At 63.8% G+C, this 14,007-nt stretch carries 17 protein-coding genes; 9 read left to right on the top strand and 8 right to left on the bottom strand.

Going from position 1 to position 14,007, the window contains the following annotated elements:
* The first annotated feature begins 23 nt into the window (after nt 1–23).
* From AC07Y9_RS24600 to AC07Y9_RS24585, 4 genes are read left to right on the top strand one after another with little or no spacing between them, the layout of a single operon-like run.
* Nucleotides 24–458 (top strand): DUF4426 domain-containing protein, encoded by a 435-nt coding sequence (locus AC07Y9_RS24600; protein ID WP_007921193.1) that lies wholly within the window; start codon nt 24–26, stop codon nt 456–458.
* A complete protein-coding gene (rdgB, locus tag AC07Y9_RS24595) occupies nt 455–1,051 on the top strand; it encodes an RdgB/HAM1 family non-canonical purine NTP pyrophosphatase (protein WP_009046030.1) in 597 nt (198 codons plus the stop codon). The genes AC07Y9_RS24600 and rdgB overlap by 4 nt, the downstream gene beginning before the upstream one ends.
* Nucleotides 1,048–2,250, top strand: a complete 1,203-nt coding sequence (gene hemW, locus AC07Y9_RS24590) for a radical SAM family heme chaperone HemW (RefSeq protein ID WP_087092459.1) — start codon at nt 1,048–1,050, stop codon at nt 2,248–2,250. The genes rdgB and hemW overlap by 4 nt, the downstream gene beginning before the upstream one ends.
* A gap of 22 nt (nt 2,251–2,272) precedes the next feature.
* Nucleotides 2,273–2,596, top strand: a complete 324-nt coding sequence (locus AC07Y9_RS24585; RefSeq protein ID WP_007921199.1) for a DUF3392 domain-containing protein — start codon at nt 2,273–2,275, stop codon at nt 2,594–2,596.
* Between the two features lie 121 nt (nt 2,597–2,717).
* Here the strand turns inward: AC07Y9_RS24585 and trmB are convergent, their stop codons facing one another.
* The 4 genes from trmB to AC07Y9_RS24565 all read right to left on the bottom strand — a co-directional run bounded on the left by trmB (nt 2,718) and on the right by AC07Y9_RS24565 (nt 4,977).
* A complete protein-coding gene (trmB, locus tag AC07Y9_RS24580) occupies nt 2,718–3,443 on the bottom strand; it encodes a tRNA (guanosine(46)-N7)-methyltransferase TrmB (RefSeq protein WP_016704842.1) in 726 nt (241 codons plus the stop codon).
* A gap of 9 nt (nt 3,444–3,452) precedes the next feature.
* On the bottom strand, nt 3,453–4,247 hold the full coding sequence (locus AC07Y9_RS24575; protein WP_007921204.1) for a thiazole synthase: 795 nt from the start codon (nt 4,245–4,247) through the stop codon (nt 3,453–3,455).
* A gap of 67 nt (nt 4,248–4,314) precedes the next feature.
* Entirely contained in the window at nt 4,315–4,515 is a 201-nt protein-coding gene (gene thiS, locus AC07Y9_RS24570) for a sulfur carrier protein ThiS (RefSeq protein ID WP_007921206.1), read from the bottom strand.
* Nucleotides 4,516–4,605: 90 nt separating this feature from the next.
* Nucleotides 4,606–4,977, bottom strand: coding sequence for a DUF423 domain-containing protein (locus AC07Y9_RS24565; RefSeq protein ID WP_102680478.1), 372 nt, complete (start codon nt 4,975–4,977; stop codon nt 4,606–4,608).
* A 73-nt stretch (nt 4,978–5,050) separates the two neighbouring features.
* Here AC07Y9_RS24565 and mtgA point away from each other — a divergent pair, with 73 nt between their 5' ends.
* Complete coding sequence (gene mtgA / locus AC07Y9_RS24560; RefSeq protein WP_102680505.1) at nt 5,051–5,773, top strand: monofunctional biosynthetic peptidoglycan transglycosylase; 723 nt, start codon at nt 5,051–5,053, stop codon at nt 5,771–5,773.
* 144 nt (nt 5,774–5,917) lie between these two features.
* Here the strand turns inward: mtgA and rpoH are convergent, their stop codons facing one another.
* The 4 genes from rpoH to ftsY form a co-directional block, all read right to left on the bottom strand.
* The gene (rpoH, locus tag AC07Y9_RS24555) at nt 5,918–6,772 is read right to left on the bottom strand and encodes an RNA polymerase sigma factor RpoH (protein WP_007921212.1); all 855 of its coding nucleotides are present in this window, start codon (nt 6,770–6,772) and stop codon (nt 5,918–5,920) included.
* Between the two features lie 115 nt (nt 6,773–6,887).
* A complete protein-coding gene (gene ftsX / locus AC07Y9_RS24550; protein WP_009046038.1) occupies nt 6,888–7,910 on the bottom strand; it encodes a permease-like cell division protein FtsX in 1,023 nt (340 codons plus the stop codon).
* Nucleotides 7,907–8,578 carry a cell division ATP-binding protein FtsE gene (gene ftsE / locus AC07Y9_RS24545; protein ID WP_007921216.1) on the bottom strand — a complete coding sequence of 224 codons (672 nt, stop codon included), beginning with the start codon at nt 8,576–8,578 and terminating at the stop codon, nt 7,907–7,909. Before ftsE ends, ftsX begins: the two co-directional genes overlap by 4 nt.
* Nucleotides 8,575–10,152, bottom strand: coding sequence for a signal recognition particle-docking protein FtsY (gene ftsY, locus AC07Y9_RS24540; RefSeq protein WP_102680477.1), 1,578 nt, complete (start codon nt 10,150–10,152; stop codon nt 8,575–8,577). Before ftsY ends, ftsE begins: the two co-directional genes overlap by 4 nt.
* Here ftsY and AC07Y9_RS24535 point away from each other — a divergent pair.
* The 4 genes from AC07Y9_RS24535 (at nt 10,151) to rsmD (ending at nt 13,969) form a co-directional block, all read left to right on the top strand.
* Nucleotides 10,151–10,342, top strand: a complete 192-nt coding sequence (locus AC07Y9_RS24535) for a hypothetical protein (protein WP_158245997.1) — start codon at nt 10,151–10,153, stop codon at nt 10,340–10,342. The two genes, ftsY and AC07Y9_RS24535, sit on opposite strands and share 2 nt — an antisense overlap.
* A 168-nt stretch (nt 10,343–10,510) precedes the next feature.
* Nucleotides 10,511–11,866 (top strand): M16 family metallopeptidase, encoded by a 1,356-nt coding sequence (locus AC07Y9_RS24530; RefSeq protein ID WP_007921220.1) that lies wholly within the window; start codon nt 10,511–10,513, stop codon nt 11,864–11,866.
* Nucleotides 11,859–13,349 (top strand): M16 family metallopeptidase, encoded by a 1,491-nt coding sequence (locus AC07Y9_RS24525; RefSeq protein WP_102680476.1) that lies wholly within the window; start codon nt 11,859–11,861, stop codon nt 13,347–13,349. The genes AC07Y9_RS24530 and AC07Y9_RS24525 overlap by 8 nt, the downstream gene beginning before the upstream one ends.
* Nucleotides 13,349–13,969 (top strand): 16S rRNA (guanine(966)-N(2))-methyltransferase RsmD, encoded by a 621-nt coding sequence (gene rsmD, locus AC07Y9_RS24520; RefSeq protein WP_009046042.1) that lies wholly within the window; start codon nt 13,349–13,351, stop codon nt 13,967–13,969. Before AC07Y9_RS24525 ends, rsmD begins: the two co-directional genes overlap by 1 nt.
* The last annotated feature ends 38 nt before the right edge of the window (nt 13,970–14,007 follow it).

Raw genomic sequence — 14,007 nt, 5'->3', positions numbered from 1 at the left:
CCAGGTTCAAAAGGAGAACGATCATGGGTCGCTTGGTTACTTTTCTATTGGCAGCGTGCCTGAGCGCATCGGCGATGGCCGCCGAGCCCATCAAGGGCGAGCGCCAGGAAGTGTTCGGTGACGTGACCGTGCACTACAACACCTTCAACTCCACCTTCCTGCAACCGGATATCGCCAAGGCCGCGGAGCTGGTGCGCAGCAAGAACCAGGGCGTGATCAACGTTTCCGTGCTCAAGGCCGGCAAACCGCTGGTCGCCCAGGTCACCGGGACCGTCAAGGACCTGACCAGCCAGTCGGTGCCGCTGAAATTCAAGCAGGTCACCGAACAGGGCGCGATCTACTACATCGCCCAGTACCCGGTGGAACAGCAGGAAACCCGCACCTTCGAAATCAAGGTGCAGACCGGTGACGCGATCAACACCATCAACTTCAACCAAGAGCTTTTCCCCGGCGAATGATGACTTTTACCCAACTCGTACTGGCCAGCCATAACGCCGGCAAACTCAAGGAACTCCAGGCCATGCTCGGCGACTCGGTGCACCTGCGCTCGATCGGCGAGTTCAGCAGCGTCGAACCGGAAGAAACCGGCCTGTCGTTCGTCGAGAACGCCATCCTCAAGGCCCGCAACGCTTCGCGCATTTCCGGCCTGCCGGCGCTGGCGGACGATTCCGGCCTGGCGGTGGACTTCCTCGGCGGCGCGCCAGGCATCTACTCGGCGCGCTACGCCGACGGCCAGGGCGACGCGGCGAACAACGCCAAGCTGCTGGACGCCCTGAAGGACGTTCCCGAGGCCGAGCGCGGCGCGCAGTTCGTCTGCGTCCTGGCGCTGGTGCGACATGCCGAGGATCCGCTGCCGATCCTCTGCGAAGGCCTGTGGCACGGGCGCATCCTCACGGCCGCCAGCGGCGAGCACGGTTTCGGCTACGACCCGCTGTTCTGGGTGCCGGAGCGCAACTGCTCCAGCGCCGAGCTGGACCCGATCCAAAAGAACCAACTCAGCCATCGCGCCCGCGCCATGGCCATTCTGCGGCAACGCCTGAGCCTGCAATGACCATTGATTCGTCCGCGCCACCGCTGATTCTCGGCGGTGCGCAAACGCCCCGGGCGGCCCTGCCCCAGCTGCCGCCCCTGGCGCTGTACATCCACATCCCGTGGTGTGTACGCAAATGCCCTTACTGCGACTTCAACTCCCACGCCGCCAGCCCGGTGCTGCCGGAAGAAGAGTACGTCGACGCCCTGCTGGCCGACCTCGACCAGGACCTGTCCGCCGTCTACGGCCGCGAGCTGAGTTCGATCTTCTTCGGCGGCGGCACGCCGAGCCTGTTCAGCGCCCAGGCCCTGGGCCGGTTGCTCAAAGGCGTGGAGCAACGCATCCCGTTCGCCCGCGACATCGAGATCACCCTGGAAGCCAACCCCGGGACCTTCGAACAGGAGAAGTTCACCGCCTATCGCGCCCTGGGCATCAATCGCCTGTCGATCGGCATCCAGAGTTTCCAGGAAGACAAGCTCAAGGCCCTGGGCCGCATCCACAATGGCGACGAAGCCGTGCGCGCCGCCGGCATGGCACGCCAGGCCGGGTTCGACAACTTCAACCTGGACCTGATGCACGGCCTGCCCGACCAGTCCCTGGACGACGCCCTGGGCGACCTGCGCCAGGCCATCGCCATGAAGCCGACCCACCTGTCCTGGTACCAGCTGACCCTGGAACCCAATACGGTGTTCTGGAACCAGCCGCCGACGCTGCCGGAAGACGACACCCTGTGGGACATCCAGGAAGCCGGCCAGGCGCTTTTGGCCGAGCACGGCTACGCCCAGTACGAAGTCTCGGCCTATGCCCAGCCCGGTCGGGCGGCCCGGCACAACCTCAATTACTGGAGCTTCGGCGACTTCATCGGCATCGGCGCCGGGGCACACGGCAAGCTCAGCCATCCGGACGGGCGCATCGTGCGCACCTGGAAGACCCGCCTGCCCAAGGACTACCTCAACCCGGCGAAAAACTTCAAGGCCGGCGAAAAGGACCTGAGCAACGAAGAGCTGCCGTTCGAGTTCCTGATGAACGCCCTGCGCCTGACCGAAGGCGTCGAGGCGCGGCTGTATCCGGAGCGTACCGGGCTGCCCCTGGAAAGCCTCGCCGAAGGTCGCCGCGACGCCGAACAAAGCGGCCTGTTGCAGGTCGAACCGTCACGCCTGGCCGCCACCCCGCGCGGCCAGCTGTTCCTCAATGACTTGCTGCAGAAATTTCTGAGCTGATTTCAGCCCTAAGGGAAAACGAATGGATTTGATACTCGACCTGCTCGCTACCGTGTCCCGCTGGAGTCGCAGCAACCTTTCAGAAATCTCCCTGGCCCTCGTCGGCTGCCTGTTGGTGCTGTTCGGCGCCGATATCAAGGGCTGGGTCGAAGCACGCCTGGGCGGCCTCGCCGGCGCCCTGCGCGTACCGATGATGGCGCTGCTGTGCATGATCGGCAGCGGTGCCGCGCTGATCTACGCCACGCCGTGGATCGTCCGCGGCCTGAGCCAGTTCAACAACTACAGCCTGGCGCCGGTGCTGCTGGTGGTGCTGGTGTTGATCGGCGTCGTCGCCGACCGCCGATAAGCCGCGCCCCGTAGGAGCGAAGCTTGCTCGCGATAGCGGACTTCGCAGCGCCGCTATCTTTCAGCCTGGCAGCCGATCGCGAGCAATCGAGCATCGAACGGATGCTCCTACACAACAGGGCTCACGCCAGCTTTTCGAACTTCAGGTCCCACACCCCATGGCCCAGGCGCTCGCCGCGGCGCTCGAACTTGGTGATCGGCCGTTCGGCCGGGCGCGGCACGCACTTGCCGTCTTCGGCCAGGTTGCGGTAACCCGGCGCGACATTCATCACTTCCAGCATGTACTCGGCGTAAGGCTCCCAGTCGGTGGCCATATGCAGGATGCCGCCGACCTTCAGCTTGCTGCGCACCAGCTCGGCGAAGGACGCCTGGACGATACGCCGCTTGTGGTGACGGCTCTTGTGCCACGGATCGGGGAAAAACAGCATCAGGCGATCCAGGCTGTTATCGGCGATGCAGCGGTTGAGCACTTCGATCGCATCGCAATCGTAGACCCGCAGGTTGGTCAGGCCCTGGGTCAGCACGCCGTTGAGCAACGCGCCGACACCCGGACGGTGCACTTCCACACCAATGAAATCCTGCTCCGGCGCGGCCGCGGCCATTTCCAGCAGCGAGTGGCCCATGCCGAAGCCGATTTCCAGGGAGCGTGGCGCCGAGCGACCAAACACCTGATCGAAATCCACCGGCGCGTCGGCCAACGGCAGCACATACAGCGGCGCGCCCTGCTCCAGGCCGCGCTGCTGGCCTTCGGTCATGCGCCCGGCGCGCATCACGAAACTCTTGATGCGGCGGTGTTGGCGCTCGTCGCCGGCTTCCGGCTGGATTGGCGTGTCGTTTGATTCAGTCATCAATGGCTCTTACTTGATCAGACCATCCAGCGGCGAGGAGGCGCTGGCATAGAGTTTCTTCGGCATGCGGCCGGCGAGGTACGCCAGGCGGCCTGCCACAATGGCGTGCTTCATGGCTTCGGCCATCAGCACCGGTTGTTGCGCATGGGCGATGGCCGAGTTCATCAGCACCGCTTCGCAACCCAGTTCCATGGCGATGGTGGCGTCGGAGGCAGTGCCGACACCAGCATCCACCAGCACCGGGACCTTGGCTTCTTCGAGGATGATCTGCAGGTTGTACGGGTTGCAGATCCCCAGGCCGGTACCGATCAGGCCGGCCAGCGGCATGACCGCGATGCAGCCCATTTCCGCCAGCTGGCGGGCGATGATCGGGTCATCGCTGGTGTACACCATCACGTCGAAACCTTCCTTGACCAGCACTTCGGCGGCCTTGAGGGTTTCCAGCACGTTGGGGAACAGGGTTTTCTGGTCGGCCAGCACTTCCAGCTTCACCAGATTGTGACCGTCGAGCAGCTCACGGGCCAGGCGGCAGGTGCGCACGGCCTCGACCGCGTCATAGCAGCCAGCGGTGTTCGGCAGGATGGTGTAGCGATCCGGCGGTAGGATATCCAGCAGGTTCGGTTCGCCCGGGTTCTGCCCGATATTGGTCCGGCGCACGGCGACGGTGACGATCTCGGCCCCCGAGGCTTCGATGGCCAGGCGGGTTTCTTCCATGTCACGGTACTTGCCGGTGCCTACCAGCAAACGCGACTGGTAAGTACGACCGGCCAGGACGAAAGGCTTGTCGCTGCGAACGTTGCTCATCGGAAATCCTCTGTTGGGGTGAGGTTCTTGCAGAATGCGTGGGGGGGGCCAGCCCTGGCCCGGGTGGCTAGCCGCCGCCGATGGCGTGTACCACTTCGACCTGATCGCCCTCGTTGAGGGTGGTCTCGGCGTGCTGGCTGCGCGGGACGATATCCAGGTTGAGTTCGACCGCGATCCGGCGTCCGGTCAGGTCCAGACGGGTCAGCAGGGCCGCAACGGTTTCGCCGTCGGGCAGTTCAAAGGATTCGCCGTTCAACTGAATGCGCATGCCGAATGCCGCCATCATTTTTAGGGGCCAGCATTCTAGCCCGATCAGTCTGGCCGACCCAAGCCATTCGTCTCGAAATGGACCTGCCGGTCAGCTCAACCGCCAGGCGGCAAGACCCAGGCACAACCAGCCGACCAGGAAGGCCAGACCACCGAAGGGAGTGACTATGCCCAGCTTGCTGAAACCGGTCAGGGTCAGCAGGTAGAGGCTGCCGGAAAACAGCAGGATGCCGATGGCGAACGAAGCGCCGGCCCAGGTCACCAGGCGGCCGGGGATCTGCGTGGCCAGCAGCGCCACGCCCAGCAGCGCCAGGGTGTGCACCAGCTGGTAGGTGACGCCGGTATGGAAAATCGCCAGGTATTCCGCGCTCAGGCGATTTTTCAGGCCATGGGCAGCGAATGCGCCCAGGGCAACGCCGGTAAAGCCGAAAAAGGCGGCCAGCATCAGGAAGCCACGCAGCATGAGGAACTCCAGTCAGAATCGTCGGTCGGGCCTGTATAATGGCGCGCTCAACGGGTTCGGCCAAGCCATCTCTATGCTGCGTTTATTTTTCCGTCGTTTCTCTAAAGCCCTGCTCTGGTTCGCCGTCGGCAGCGTTTTGCTGGTGCTGGTGTTCCGTGTCGTGCCGCCTCCGGGCACGGCCTTGATGGTCGAGCGCAAGATCGAATCCTGGATCGATGGTGAGCCCATCGACCTGCAACGCAGCTGGAAACCCTGGGAGGAAATCTCCGACGACCTGAAGGTGGCGGTGATCGCCGGCGAAGACCAGAAGTTCCCTGAGCACTGGGGGTTCGACATTGGCGCGATCCAGGCCGCCTTCGCCCACAACGAGCGCGGCGGCTCGATTCGCGGCGCCAGCACCCTGAGCCAGCAGGTGGCGAAGAACCTGTTCCTGTGGTCTGGACGCAGTTGGTTGCGCAAAGGGCTGGAAGCCTGGTTCACCGGGCTGATCGAGATCTTCTGGCCCAAGCAACGGATTCTCGAGGTCTACCTCAACAGCGTCGAGTGGGACGAAGGCGTATTTGGCGCCGAGGCCGCGGCGCGGCATCACTTCGGTGTCAGCGCGGGCTCGCTGTCGCGGCAACAGGCCAGCCTGCTGGCTGCGGTCCTGCCCAACCCTCGGGTATGGAGCGCCAGCCATCCGAGCAGCTACGTGGCACAACGGGCCGGCTGGATCCGCCGGCAGATGAGCCAGTTGGGTGGAGACAGCTACCTGCTGGGCCTGAACGATTCGCGCAAGGCGCTGTGGGCGCAGTGACACCCAGGATCCGCGCTACAGGCCCGCGTCTTCTTCTGTAGGAGCGAAGCTTGCTCGCGATAGCATCCCCACAGACACCACCGCTCCAACGCCACAAACAAAAACGCCCCGATCGGATCGGGGCGTTTTTTATTGCGTGGCGTATTACGCGGCAATCGACAGCTTGAGCTTGTTCATCGCGCTCTTCTCAAGCTGACGAATACGCTCGGCCGACACGTTGTACTTCTGCGCCAGGTCGTGCAGCGTGGCTTTCTCTTCCGCCAGCCAGCGCTGGTAGAGAATGTCGCGGCTGCGGTCGTCCAGCACTTCCAGCGCCTCGTGCAGGTTGCTGGTGGAGTTGTCGGTCCAGTCGGCATCTTCCAGCTGACGGGCCGGATCGTACCGGTGGTCTTCCAGGTAGTTGGCCGGCGATTGGAAGGCGCTGTCGTCATCCGCTTCGGCGGCTGGGTCGAAGGCCATGTCATGGCCGGTCAGGCGGCTTTCCATCTCGCGCACTTCGCGCGGCTCCACACCGAGGCTTTCCGCCACACGATGGACTTCTTCGTTGTTCAACCAGGCCAGACGCTTCTTCTGGCTGCGCAGGTTGAAGAACAGCTTGCGCTGGGCCTTGGTGGTCGCGACTTTCACGATGCGCCAGTTGCGCAGGATGAACTCGTGGATTTCCGCCTTGATCCAGTGCACGGCGAACGAAACCAGACGCACACCCATTTCCGGGTTGAAGCGTTTTACAGCCTTCATCAGCCCGACATTGCCTTCCTGAATCAGGTCGGCCTGGGCCAGACCGTAGCCGGAATAGCTACGGGCGATATGTACGACAAAACGCAGGTGGGCGAGCACCATCTGCCGAGCCGCCTCAAGATCCTGCTCATAGTAGAGACTCTCGGCCAGTTCACGCTCCTGCTCGGGCGTCAGCAATGGAATGCTGTTCACCGTGTGCACATAGGCCTCCAGGTTCGCACCCGGGACCAAGGCATAAGCAGGTTGCAAAGAAGTGGTCATACGAAAAAACCTCCGACTCACATAACTCGTGCTTATTCAGCACTGCTGAAAATTGACCGGAAACCGCAAAACAAGTTCCCAAAAATTCTAAAAGGTCAATACAAGCAAAAAGACACTATTTCGGCGCCAGCTCCCGCAAGTGGCGGGCGACCGCAATCCACGCACCGATATACCCCAACAACACCGCGCCAAGCAAGAGTGATAGACCATCGGCGACCGGCACGCCAGCCAGGGCAAAATCACTGCCGTACAAACCGGCCAGCCCCACTACCGCGTCGTTCAGCCAGTCGAGGCCGAACGCCAGAACACCCCAGGACAGAATCCCCGCACCGAAGCCATACAGGGCGCCCATATAAAGGAAGGGACGCCGCACATAACTGTCCGTGCCGCCGACGAGTTTAATCACTTCTATCTCGGTGCGGCGGTTTTCAATATGAAGACGAATGGTATTGCCTATCACCAAAAGTAATGCGGAAACCAGCAACACCGTCAGACCGAAGACAAACCGGTCGCCCAGCTTGAGGATCGCCGCCAGCCGCTCGACCCACACCAGGTCCAGTTGCGCCTGTTGCACCTTGGGCATTTCTGCCAGGCGCTGACGCAAGGCTTCCAGGGTTGCCTTGTCCACTTCGTTCGGCGTGACCAGGACCACGCCCGGCAGCGGGTTCTGCGGCAACTCCTTGAGCGCCTCGCCCAGCCCGGACTGCTGCTGGAACTCGTCCAGGGCCTTGTCCTTGCTGATGAACTCGGCATCCGCCACGCCCGGCATGGCCTTGATCTGCTCGCTCAGGCTTTCGCCCTCGGTGGCGCTGGCGTCGAGTTCCAGGTACAGGGAAATCTGCGCCGCGCGCTGCCAGGAACCGCCCAGGCGCTCGACGTTGTTGAGCAACAACGACAAGCCCATCGGCAGGCTCAGGGCCACGGCCATCACTAGGCAGGTGAAGAAGCTGCCGATCGGTTGCTTGCCCAGGCGACGCAGGCTGTCCAGCAGGCTGGCGCGGTGGCTTTCGATCCAGGCGTGCAGCAGGGTGCCGAAATCCGGACCGTCGTCTTCGTCGCGCTTTTTCTTCTGCGGCGGCTGGTCCGAGGCTTTCGGAGCCACGCGTTCGGCCACTTTGGGGCTACGGGTCGCACTCATACGCCAGCCTCCCCGTCGCCGATCAATCGGCCGCGTTGCAGGGTCAGCATGCGGTGACGCATGCGCGCGATCAGCGCCAGGTCGTGACTGGCGATCAGCACGCTGGTGCCCAGACGGTTGATATCTTCGAATACGCCCATGATTTCCGCCGCCAGACGCGGGTCGAGGTTACCTGTGGGTTCGTCCGCCAGCAGCAAGGCCGGGCGGTGCACGATGGCGCGGGCAATGCCGACGCGCTGCTGCTGACCGGTGGACAGGTCGCCCGGGTAGAGATCGGTCTTGTCCGAGAGCGCCACGCGCTCCAGGGCCGAGTCCACGCGCTTGGCGATTTCAGCCTTGGACAGGCCGAGGATCTGCAGCGGCAAGGCGACGTTGTTGAAAACAGTGCGATCGAACAGCAGTTGGTGGTTCTGGAACACCACGCCGATCTGCCGCCGCAGGAACGGAATCTGCGCATTGCTGATGGTGCTCAGGTCCTGACCGGCCAACAGCAGCTTGCCGCTGGTTGGGCGCTCCATGGCCAGCAGCAACCGCAGCAGCGTGGACTTGCCGGCGCCGGAGTGGCCGGTGACGAACAGAAACTCGCCGCGACGAACCCGGAAACTCAGCTCGTGCAGGCCCACATGGCCATTCGAGTAACGCTTACCGACCTGTTCGAAACGAATCATGAACGCTCCCGCTCGGCAAACAGTGCCTGGACAAAGGGTTCGGCTTCAAAGGTACGCAGGTCGTCGATGCCCTCACCGACGCCGATATAGCGGATCGGCAGGCCGAACTGCTTGGCCAGGGCGAAGATCACCCCGCCCTTGGCGGTACCATCGAGCTTGGTCAGGGCCAGGCCGGTCAGCTCGACCGTCTGGTTGAACTGCTTGGCCTGGTTGATGGCGTTCTGGCCAGTACCGGCGTCGAGCACCAGCAGCACTTCGTGCGGCGCGTCGGCGTCCAGCTTGCCGATCACCCGGCGAACCTTCTTCAACTCTTCCATCAGGTTGTCTTTGGTGTGCAGGCGACCGGCGGTGTCGGCGATCAGCACATCGATGCCACGGGCCTTGGCGGCCTGCACGGCGTCGAAGATCACCGAAGCCGAATCGGCGCCGGTGTGCTGGGCGATCACCGGGATCTTGTTGCGCTCGCCCCAGACTTGCAGCTGTTCCACCGCCGCGGCGCGGAAGGTGTCGCCCGCGGCGAGCATGACCTTCTTGCCTTCGAGCTGCAGCTTCTTGGCCAGCTTGCCGATGGTGGTGGTCTTGCCGGCGCCGTTGACGCCCACCACCAGAATCACGAACGGCTTGGTTTGCGAAGCGATCCGCAGCGGCTGCTCCACCGGCTTGAGCATGCTCGCCAGTTCGGCCTGCAGCGACTTGTACAGCGCATCGACGTCGGTCAGTTGTTTGCGCGCGACCTTCTGGGTCAGGTTCTGAATGATCACCGCGGTGGCTTCCACGCCCACGTCGGCGGTCAGCAGACGGGTTTCGATATCTTCCAGCAGTTCGTCGTCGATGGTCTTCTTGCCCAGGAACAGGCTGGCCATGCCTTCGCCGATGCTGGCGCTGGTCTTGGACAGGCCCTGCTTGAGGCGAGCGAAGAAGCCGACTTTGTTTTCCTCGGCACGGGGCGGCTCGGCGACAGCGGGCGCTTCGACCGCCGCGACTGGAGCAACTGGAGCAACTGGAGCAACTGGAGCAACTGGAGCAACGACAACCGGGGCAGGTTCCGGTTCTGGAACAGGTTCGGGTTTCACGAAAGCCGCGATCACCGATTGTGGCACGTCCTCTTCTTCGATCTGCGCCTGGACTTCAGTTGGCTCGCTGCTGTGTGCCAACTCGGCCACCAACAGCTCGGCGGCTTGCTGCAGATCGGTCGCGGCCGGAATCGGCGGGGTGATGTGCGGCGCCTGCTCGTCTTCCACCAGCGCCACCGGCTCTTCCGCCACCGGCAGGGTCAGCCAGGGCTTGTGCTCGAGATCGGGGGTCAGCGGCAGTTCTGGCGCAGGAGCAGGTTCGGCCGCTGGTGCGGGCTGTTCAGGCTGCCGGATCGGCTCGGCGATCGGCAACACCACAGGAGCCGCGGCCTCGGCAACCGGGGCTTGTTCTATCACGGGAGCAGGAGCCGGGGCAGGCTCGACAGGGACTTGTGGCTGTTCGACGACGGTTTCCTGCGGCTTTTTGCGCAGCCATCCGAACAGGCCTTTCTTCTCGCCAGCCGCGGCTGGGGTCTTCTTGTCGTCGTTGGAACCAAACATGGAGGACGGCTATCTCAAGGTAGCGACGCGCCATCAAGGCGCACCGGCAAATAAATATTCGATGCAGAACAGACTGCGTTTCCGCCGGCTTGTTCACGCGCAACATTTTGTCGAGGTGCCCAACGGCATCTCAAGGATCGATTTTACTAAAGGACTGAAACGGCAAAATCGGCGAAAAGTCGAAGTCTAGTCGATAAAACAGCGCTTTTTGCCGGGAACCCATACAACCTGCTCAAGCACACATTGATCCATGCGAGCCTGATAGGCGTGGCCGCCAGTAAAACGGATCAGTATCCTAGCATCTCCTCGCCCGCCGACGCTAAGACCAAGCGGGCAGTCCAACAGGTTTAAAAAACGAATGAATGCTCTAGCCCGCCGCGCCGCAGGCCTGCTGCTCAGTACGGTTTGTCTGCCCCTTTCAGCCTTGGCTGCCGATCCACAACCCACCCACGAATTCACCCTCGACAACGGCCTCAAGGTCGTGGTCCGCGAAGACCATCGGGCTCCGGTCGTGGTCTCCCAGGTCTGGTACAAAGTCGGCTCCAGCTACGAAACCCCGGGCCAGACCGGTTTGTCCCACGCCCTGGAACACATGATGTTCAAAGGCAGCGAAAAGGTCGGCCCCGGCGAAGCCTCGCTGATCCTGCGCGACCTGGGCGCCGAAGAGAACGCCTTCACCAGCGATGATTTCACCGCCTATTACCAGGTGCTGGCCCGTGACCGCCTGGGCGTGGCCTTCGAGCTGGAAGCCGATCGCATGGCCAGCCTGCGCCTGCCGCCCGACGAGTTCAGCCGCGAAATCGAAGTGATCAAGGAAGAACGCCGCCTGCGCACCGACGACAAGCCGATGTCCAAGGCCTTCGAGCGCTTCAAGGCGATGGCCTACCCGGCCAGCGGCTACCACACGCCGACCATCGGCTGGATGGCCGACCTCAACCGGATGAAGGTCGAGGAACTGCGCCACTGGTATGAATCCTGGTACGTGCCGAACAACGCCACCCTGGTGGTGGTCGGCGACGTGACCCCGGACGAAGTCAAAACCCTGGCCCAACGTTATTTCGGCGCCATTCCCAAGCGCGCCGTGCCCGCGGCGAAGATTCCCCTGGAACTGGCCGAGCCCGGCGAGCGGCAGATCACCCTGCGGGTGAAGACCCAGCTGCCGAGCGTGATGCTGGCCTTCAACGTGCCGAGCATCGCCACCGCCGAAGACAAGCATTCGGTGCACGCCCTGCGCCTGATCGCCGCGCTGCTCGACGGCGGCTACAGCGCCCGCATCCCGACCCGCCTGGAGCGCGGCGAAGAGCTGGTGTCCGGCGGCTCGTCGAGCTTCGACGCCTACACCCGCGGCGACAGCCTGTTCCTGCTTTCGGCCATGCCCAACAGCCAGAAGAAGAAAACCATCGCCCAGGCCGAAGCCGGGCTGTGGCGCCTGCTCGAAGAGCTGAAAACCACCCCGCCGACCGCCGAAGAACTGGAACGCGTGCGCGCCCAGGTGATCGCCGGCCTGGTCTACGAACGTGACTCCATCACCAGCCAGGCCACCGCCATCGGCCAGCTGGAGACCGTCGGCCTGTCCTGGAAGCTCATGGACACCGAACTCGCCGAACTGCAAAGCGTGACCCCTGAAGACATCCAGAAGGCCGCTCGTACCTATTTCACCCGCGAACGCCTGAGCGTTGCCCACGTATTGCCTGAGGAGTCCGCTCATGAGTAAGCGCAAAAGCGCCAGCCCGGTCCTGCTCGGCCTGGCACTCGTGGCCCTGATCACCGCCGCCGGCCTTTATCTGCTGCGCGCGGACCCATCCGACGCCAGCCAGGCGCTGGACAAGGCCAAGAGCAGCCAGAAACTGCAATCCTTGACCGAGCTCGACGGCAAGGCCCCAAGCCGCCGCAGCCTCGACATCAAGACCTGGAGCACCGCCGAAGGCGCCAAGGTGCTGTTCGTCGAAGCCCATGAGCTGCCGATGTTCGACATGCGCCTGACCTTCGCCGCCGGCAGCAGCCAGGATGGCGACGCGCCGGGCCTGGCGATGCTGACCAACGCCATGCTCAACGAAGGCGTGGCCGGCAAGGATGTCGGCGCGATCGCCGAAGGTTTCGAGGGCCTGGGTGCCGATTTCGGCAACGGTGCCTACAAGGACATGGCCATCGCCTCCCTGCGCAGCCTCAGCGCGCCGGACAAGCGCGCGCCGGCCCTGCTGCTGTTCGCCGATGTCGTCGGCAAGCCGACCTTCCCGGCCGACTCCCTGGCGCGCATCAAGAACCAGATGCTCGCCGGCTTCGAGTACCAGAAGCAGAACCCCGGCAAGCTGGCGAGCCTGGAACTGATGAAGCGCCTGTACGGCAGCCATCCGTATGCCCATTCCAGCGATGGCACCGCGCAGAGCGTGCCGCCGATCAGCCTGGCCCAACTGCGGGCGTTCCACGCCAAGGCCTATGCCGCCGGCAACGTGGTGATCGCATTGGTGGGCGACCTGTCGCGCAGCGATGCCGAGGCGATTGCCGCGCAGATCTCCGCCGCCCTGCCCAAAGGCCCGGCGCTGGCGAAAATCCCGCAACCGAGCGAGCCACAAGCCAGCATCGGCCATATCGAATACCCCTCCAGCCAGACCAGCCTGCTGCTGGCGCAACTGGGCATCGATCGTGACGACCCGGACTACGCCGCGTTGTCCCTGGGCAACCAGATCCTTGGCGGTGGTGGTTTTGGCACCCGGCTGATGAGCGAAGTGCGCGAGAAGCGCGGCCTGACCTACGGCGTCTATTCCGGCTTCAGCCCGATGCAGGCCCGTGGCCCGTTCATGATCAACCTGCAGACCCGTGCCGAAATGAGCGAGGGCACCCTCAAGCTGGTGCAGGACGTGCTCGCCGACTACCTCAAGACCGGCCCGACCCAGAAGGAACTCGACGACGCCAAGCGCGAACTGGCCGGCAGCTTCCCGCTGTCCACCGCCAGCAACGCCGACATCGTCGGCCAACTGGGCGCCATCGGCTTCTACAACCTGCCGCTGAGCTATCTTGAAGACTTCATGCAGCAGTCCCAGAGCCTGACCGTGGAGCAGGTCCGGGACGTGCTGAACAAGCACCTGGGCGCCGACAAGATGGTCATCGTCACCGCCGGCCCGACCGTGCCGCAAAAGCCGTTGCCGGCCCCAACTGACAAACCCGCCGAGCAGCCGCTCGGGGTTCCGGAGCATTAATGGCCAGCCCATCGCGTCCCAGCAAGAAACCCGTCCATAACCAGCACAACGGTGTGGGCCAACTGCGCATCATCGGCGGCGAGTGGCGCAGCCGCCGCCTGAGCTTCCCCGATGTGCCGGGCCTGCGCCCGACTCCGGACCGGGTGCGCGAGACCCTGTTCAACTGGCTGGCGCCCTATGTCGCCGGGGCCAAGGTGCTCGACCTGTTCGCCGGCAGCGGCGCGCTGTTTCTCGAAGCCCTGTCCCGTGGCGCCGCCATGGGCCAGGCGCTGGATGCCAGCAACCTGGCCGTGTCGCGCCTGCGCGAACACCTGGGCACCCTGCGCTGCACCGTTGGCCAGGTGCAGACCGCCGACGCCCTGCGTTACCTGGAAACCCAGCCCGCCAGCCGTTTCGACCTGGTGTTCCTCGACCCGCCGTTCCATCAGAACCTGCTGCCGGCCGCCTGTGCTCTACTGGAAGAACGCGACTGGCTGGCCGACGACGCCTGGGTCTATACCGAAAGTGAAACCGCGCCGTCGACCCTCGGCCTCCCGGCGAACTGGCGCCTGCACCGCGAGCAAAAATCCGGGCAGGTGTACTACGCCTTGTGGCAACGTACGGCAGAGATCGCCGGTTAAGCCACTGGCCTGAAAAGGTGCGCAGCCCCGCCGGGGAC

It is taken from the genome of Pseudomonas sp. GW456-L12, from assembly GCF_059424045.1.
This window is presented reverse-complemented; position numbering and strand designations above follow the sequence as displayed.

Bases quoted from the DNA above. Each gene is read 5' to 3' on its own strand.
- AC07Y9_RS24525 (WP_102680476.1), top strand. From the start codon at position 11,859: ATGAGTAAGCGCAAAAGCGCCAGCCCGGTCCTGCTCGGCCTGGCACTC.
- AC07Y9_RS24600 (WP_007921193.1), top strand. From the start codon at position 24: ATGGGTCGCTTGGTTACTTTTCTATTGGCAGCGTGCCTGAGCGCATCG.
- AC07Y9_RS24530 (WP_007921220.1), top strand. From the start codon at position 10,511: ATGAATGCTCTAGCCCGCCGCGCCGCAGGCCTGCTGCTCAGTACGGTT.
- rdgB (WP_009046030.1), top strand. From the start codon at position 455: ATGATGACTTTTACCCAACTCGTACTGGCCAGCCATAACGCCGGCAAA.
- rsmD (WP_009046042.1), top strand. From the start codon at position 13,349: ATGGCCAGCCCATCGCGTCCCAGCAAGAAACCCGTCCATAACCAGCAC.
- trmB (WP_016704842.1), bottom strand. From the start codon at position 3,443: ATGACTGAATCAAACGACACGCCAATCCAGCCGGAAGCCGGCGACGAG.
- ftsE (WP_007921216.1), bottom strand. From the start codon at position 8,578: ATGATTCGTTTCGAACAGGTCGGTAAGCGTTACTCGAATGGCCATGTG.
- AC07Y9_RS24575 (WP_007921204.1), bottom strand. From the start codon at position 4,247: ATGAGCAACGTTCGCAGCGACAAGCCTTTCGTCCTGGCCGGTCGTACT.
- hemW (WP_087092459.1), top strand. From the start codon at position 1,048: ATGACCATTGATTCGTCCGCGCCACCGCTGATTCTCGGCGGTGCGCAA.
- ftsY (WP_102680477.1), bottom strand. From the start codon at position 10,152: ATGTTTGGTTCCAACGACGACAAGAAGACCCCAGCCGCGGCTGGCGAG.
- mtgA (WP_102680505.1), top strand. From the start codon at position 5,051: ATGCTGCGTTTATTTTTCCGTCGTTTCTCTAAAGCCCTGCTCTGGTTC.
- AC07Y9_RS24535 (WP_158245997.1), top strand. From the start codon at position 10,151: ATGGAGGACGGCTATCTCAAGGTAGCGACGCGCCATCAAGGCGCACCG.
- rpoH (WP_007921212.1), bottom strand. From the start codon at position 6,772: ATGACCACTTCTTTGCAACCTGCTTATGCCTTGGTCCCGGGTGCGAAC.
- thiS (WP_007921206.1), bottom strand. From the start codon at position 4,515: ATGCGCATTCAGTTGAACGGCGAATCCTTTGAACTGCCCGACGGCGAA.
- AC07Y9_RS24565 (WP_102680478.1), bottom strand. From the start codon at position 4,977: ATGCTGCGTGGCTTCCTGATGCTGGCCGCCTTTTTCGGCTTTACCGGC.
- AC07Y9_RS24585 (WP_007921199.1), top strand. From the start codon at position 2,273: ATGGATTTGATACTCGACCTGCTCGCTACCGTGTCCCGCTGGAGTCGC.
- ftsX (WP_009046038.1), bottom strand. From the start codon at position 7,910: ATGAGTGCGACCCGTAGCCCCAAAGTGGCCGAACGCGTGGCTCCGAAA.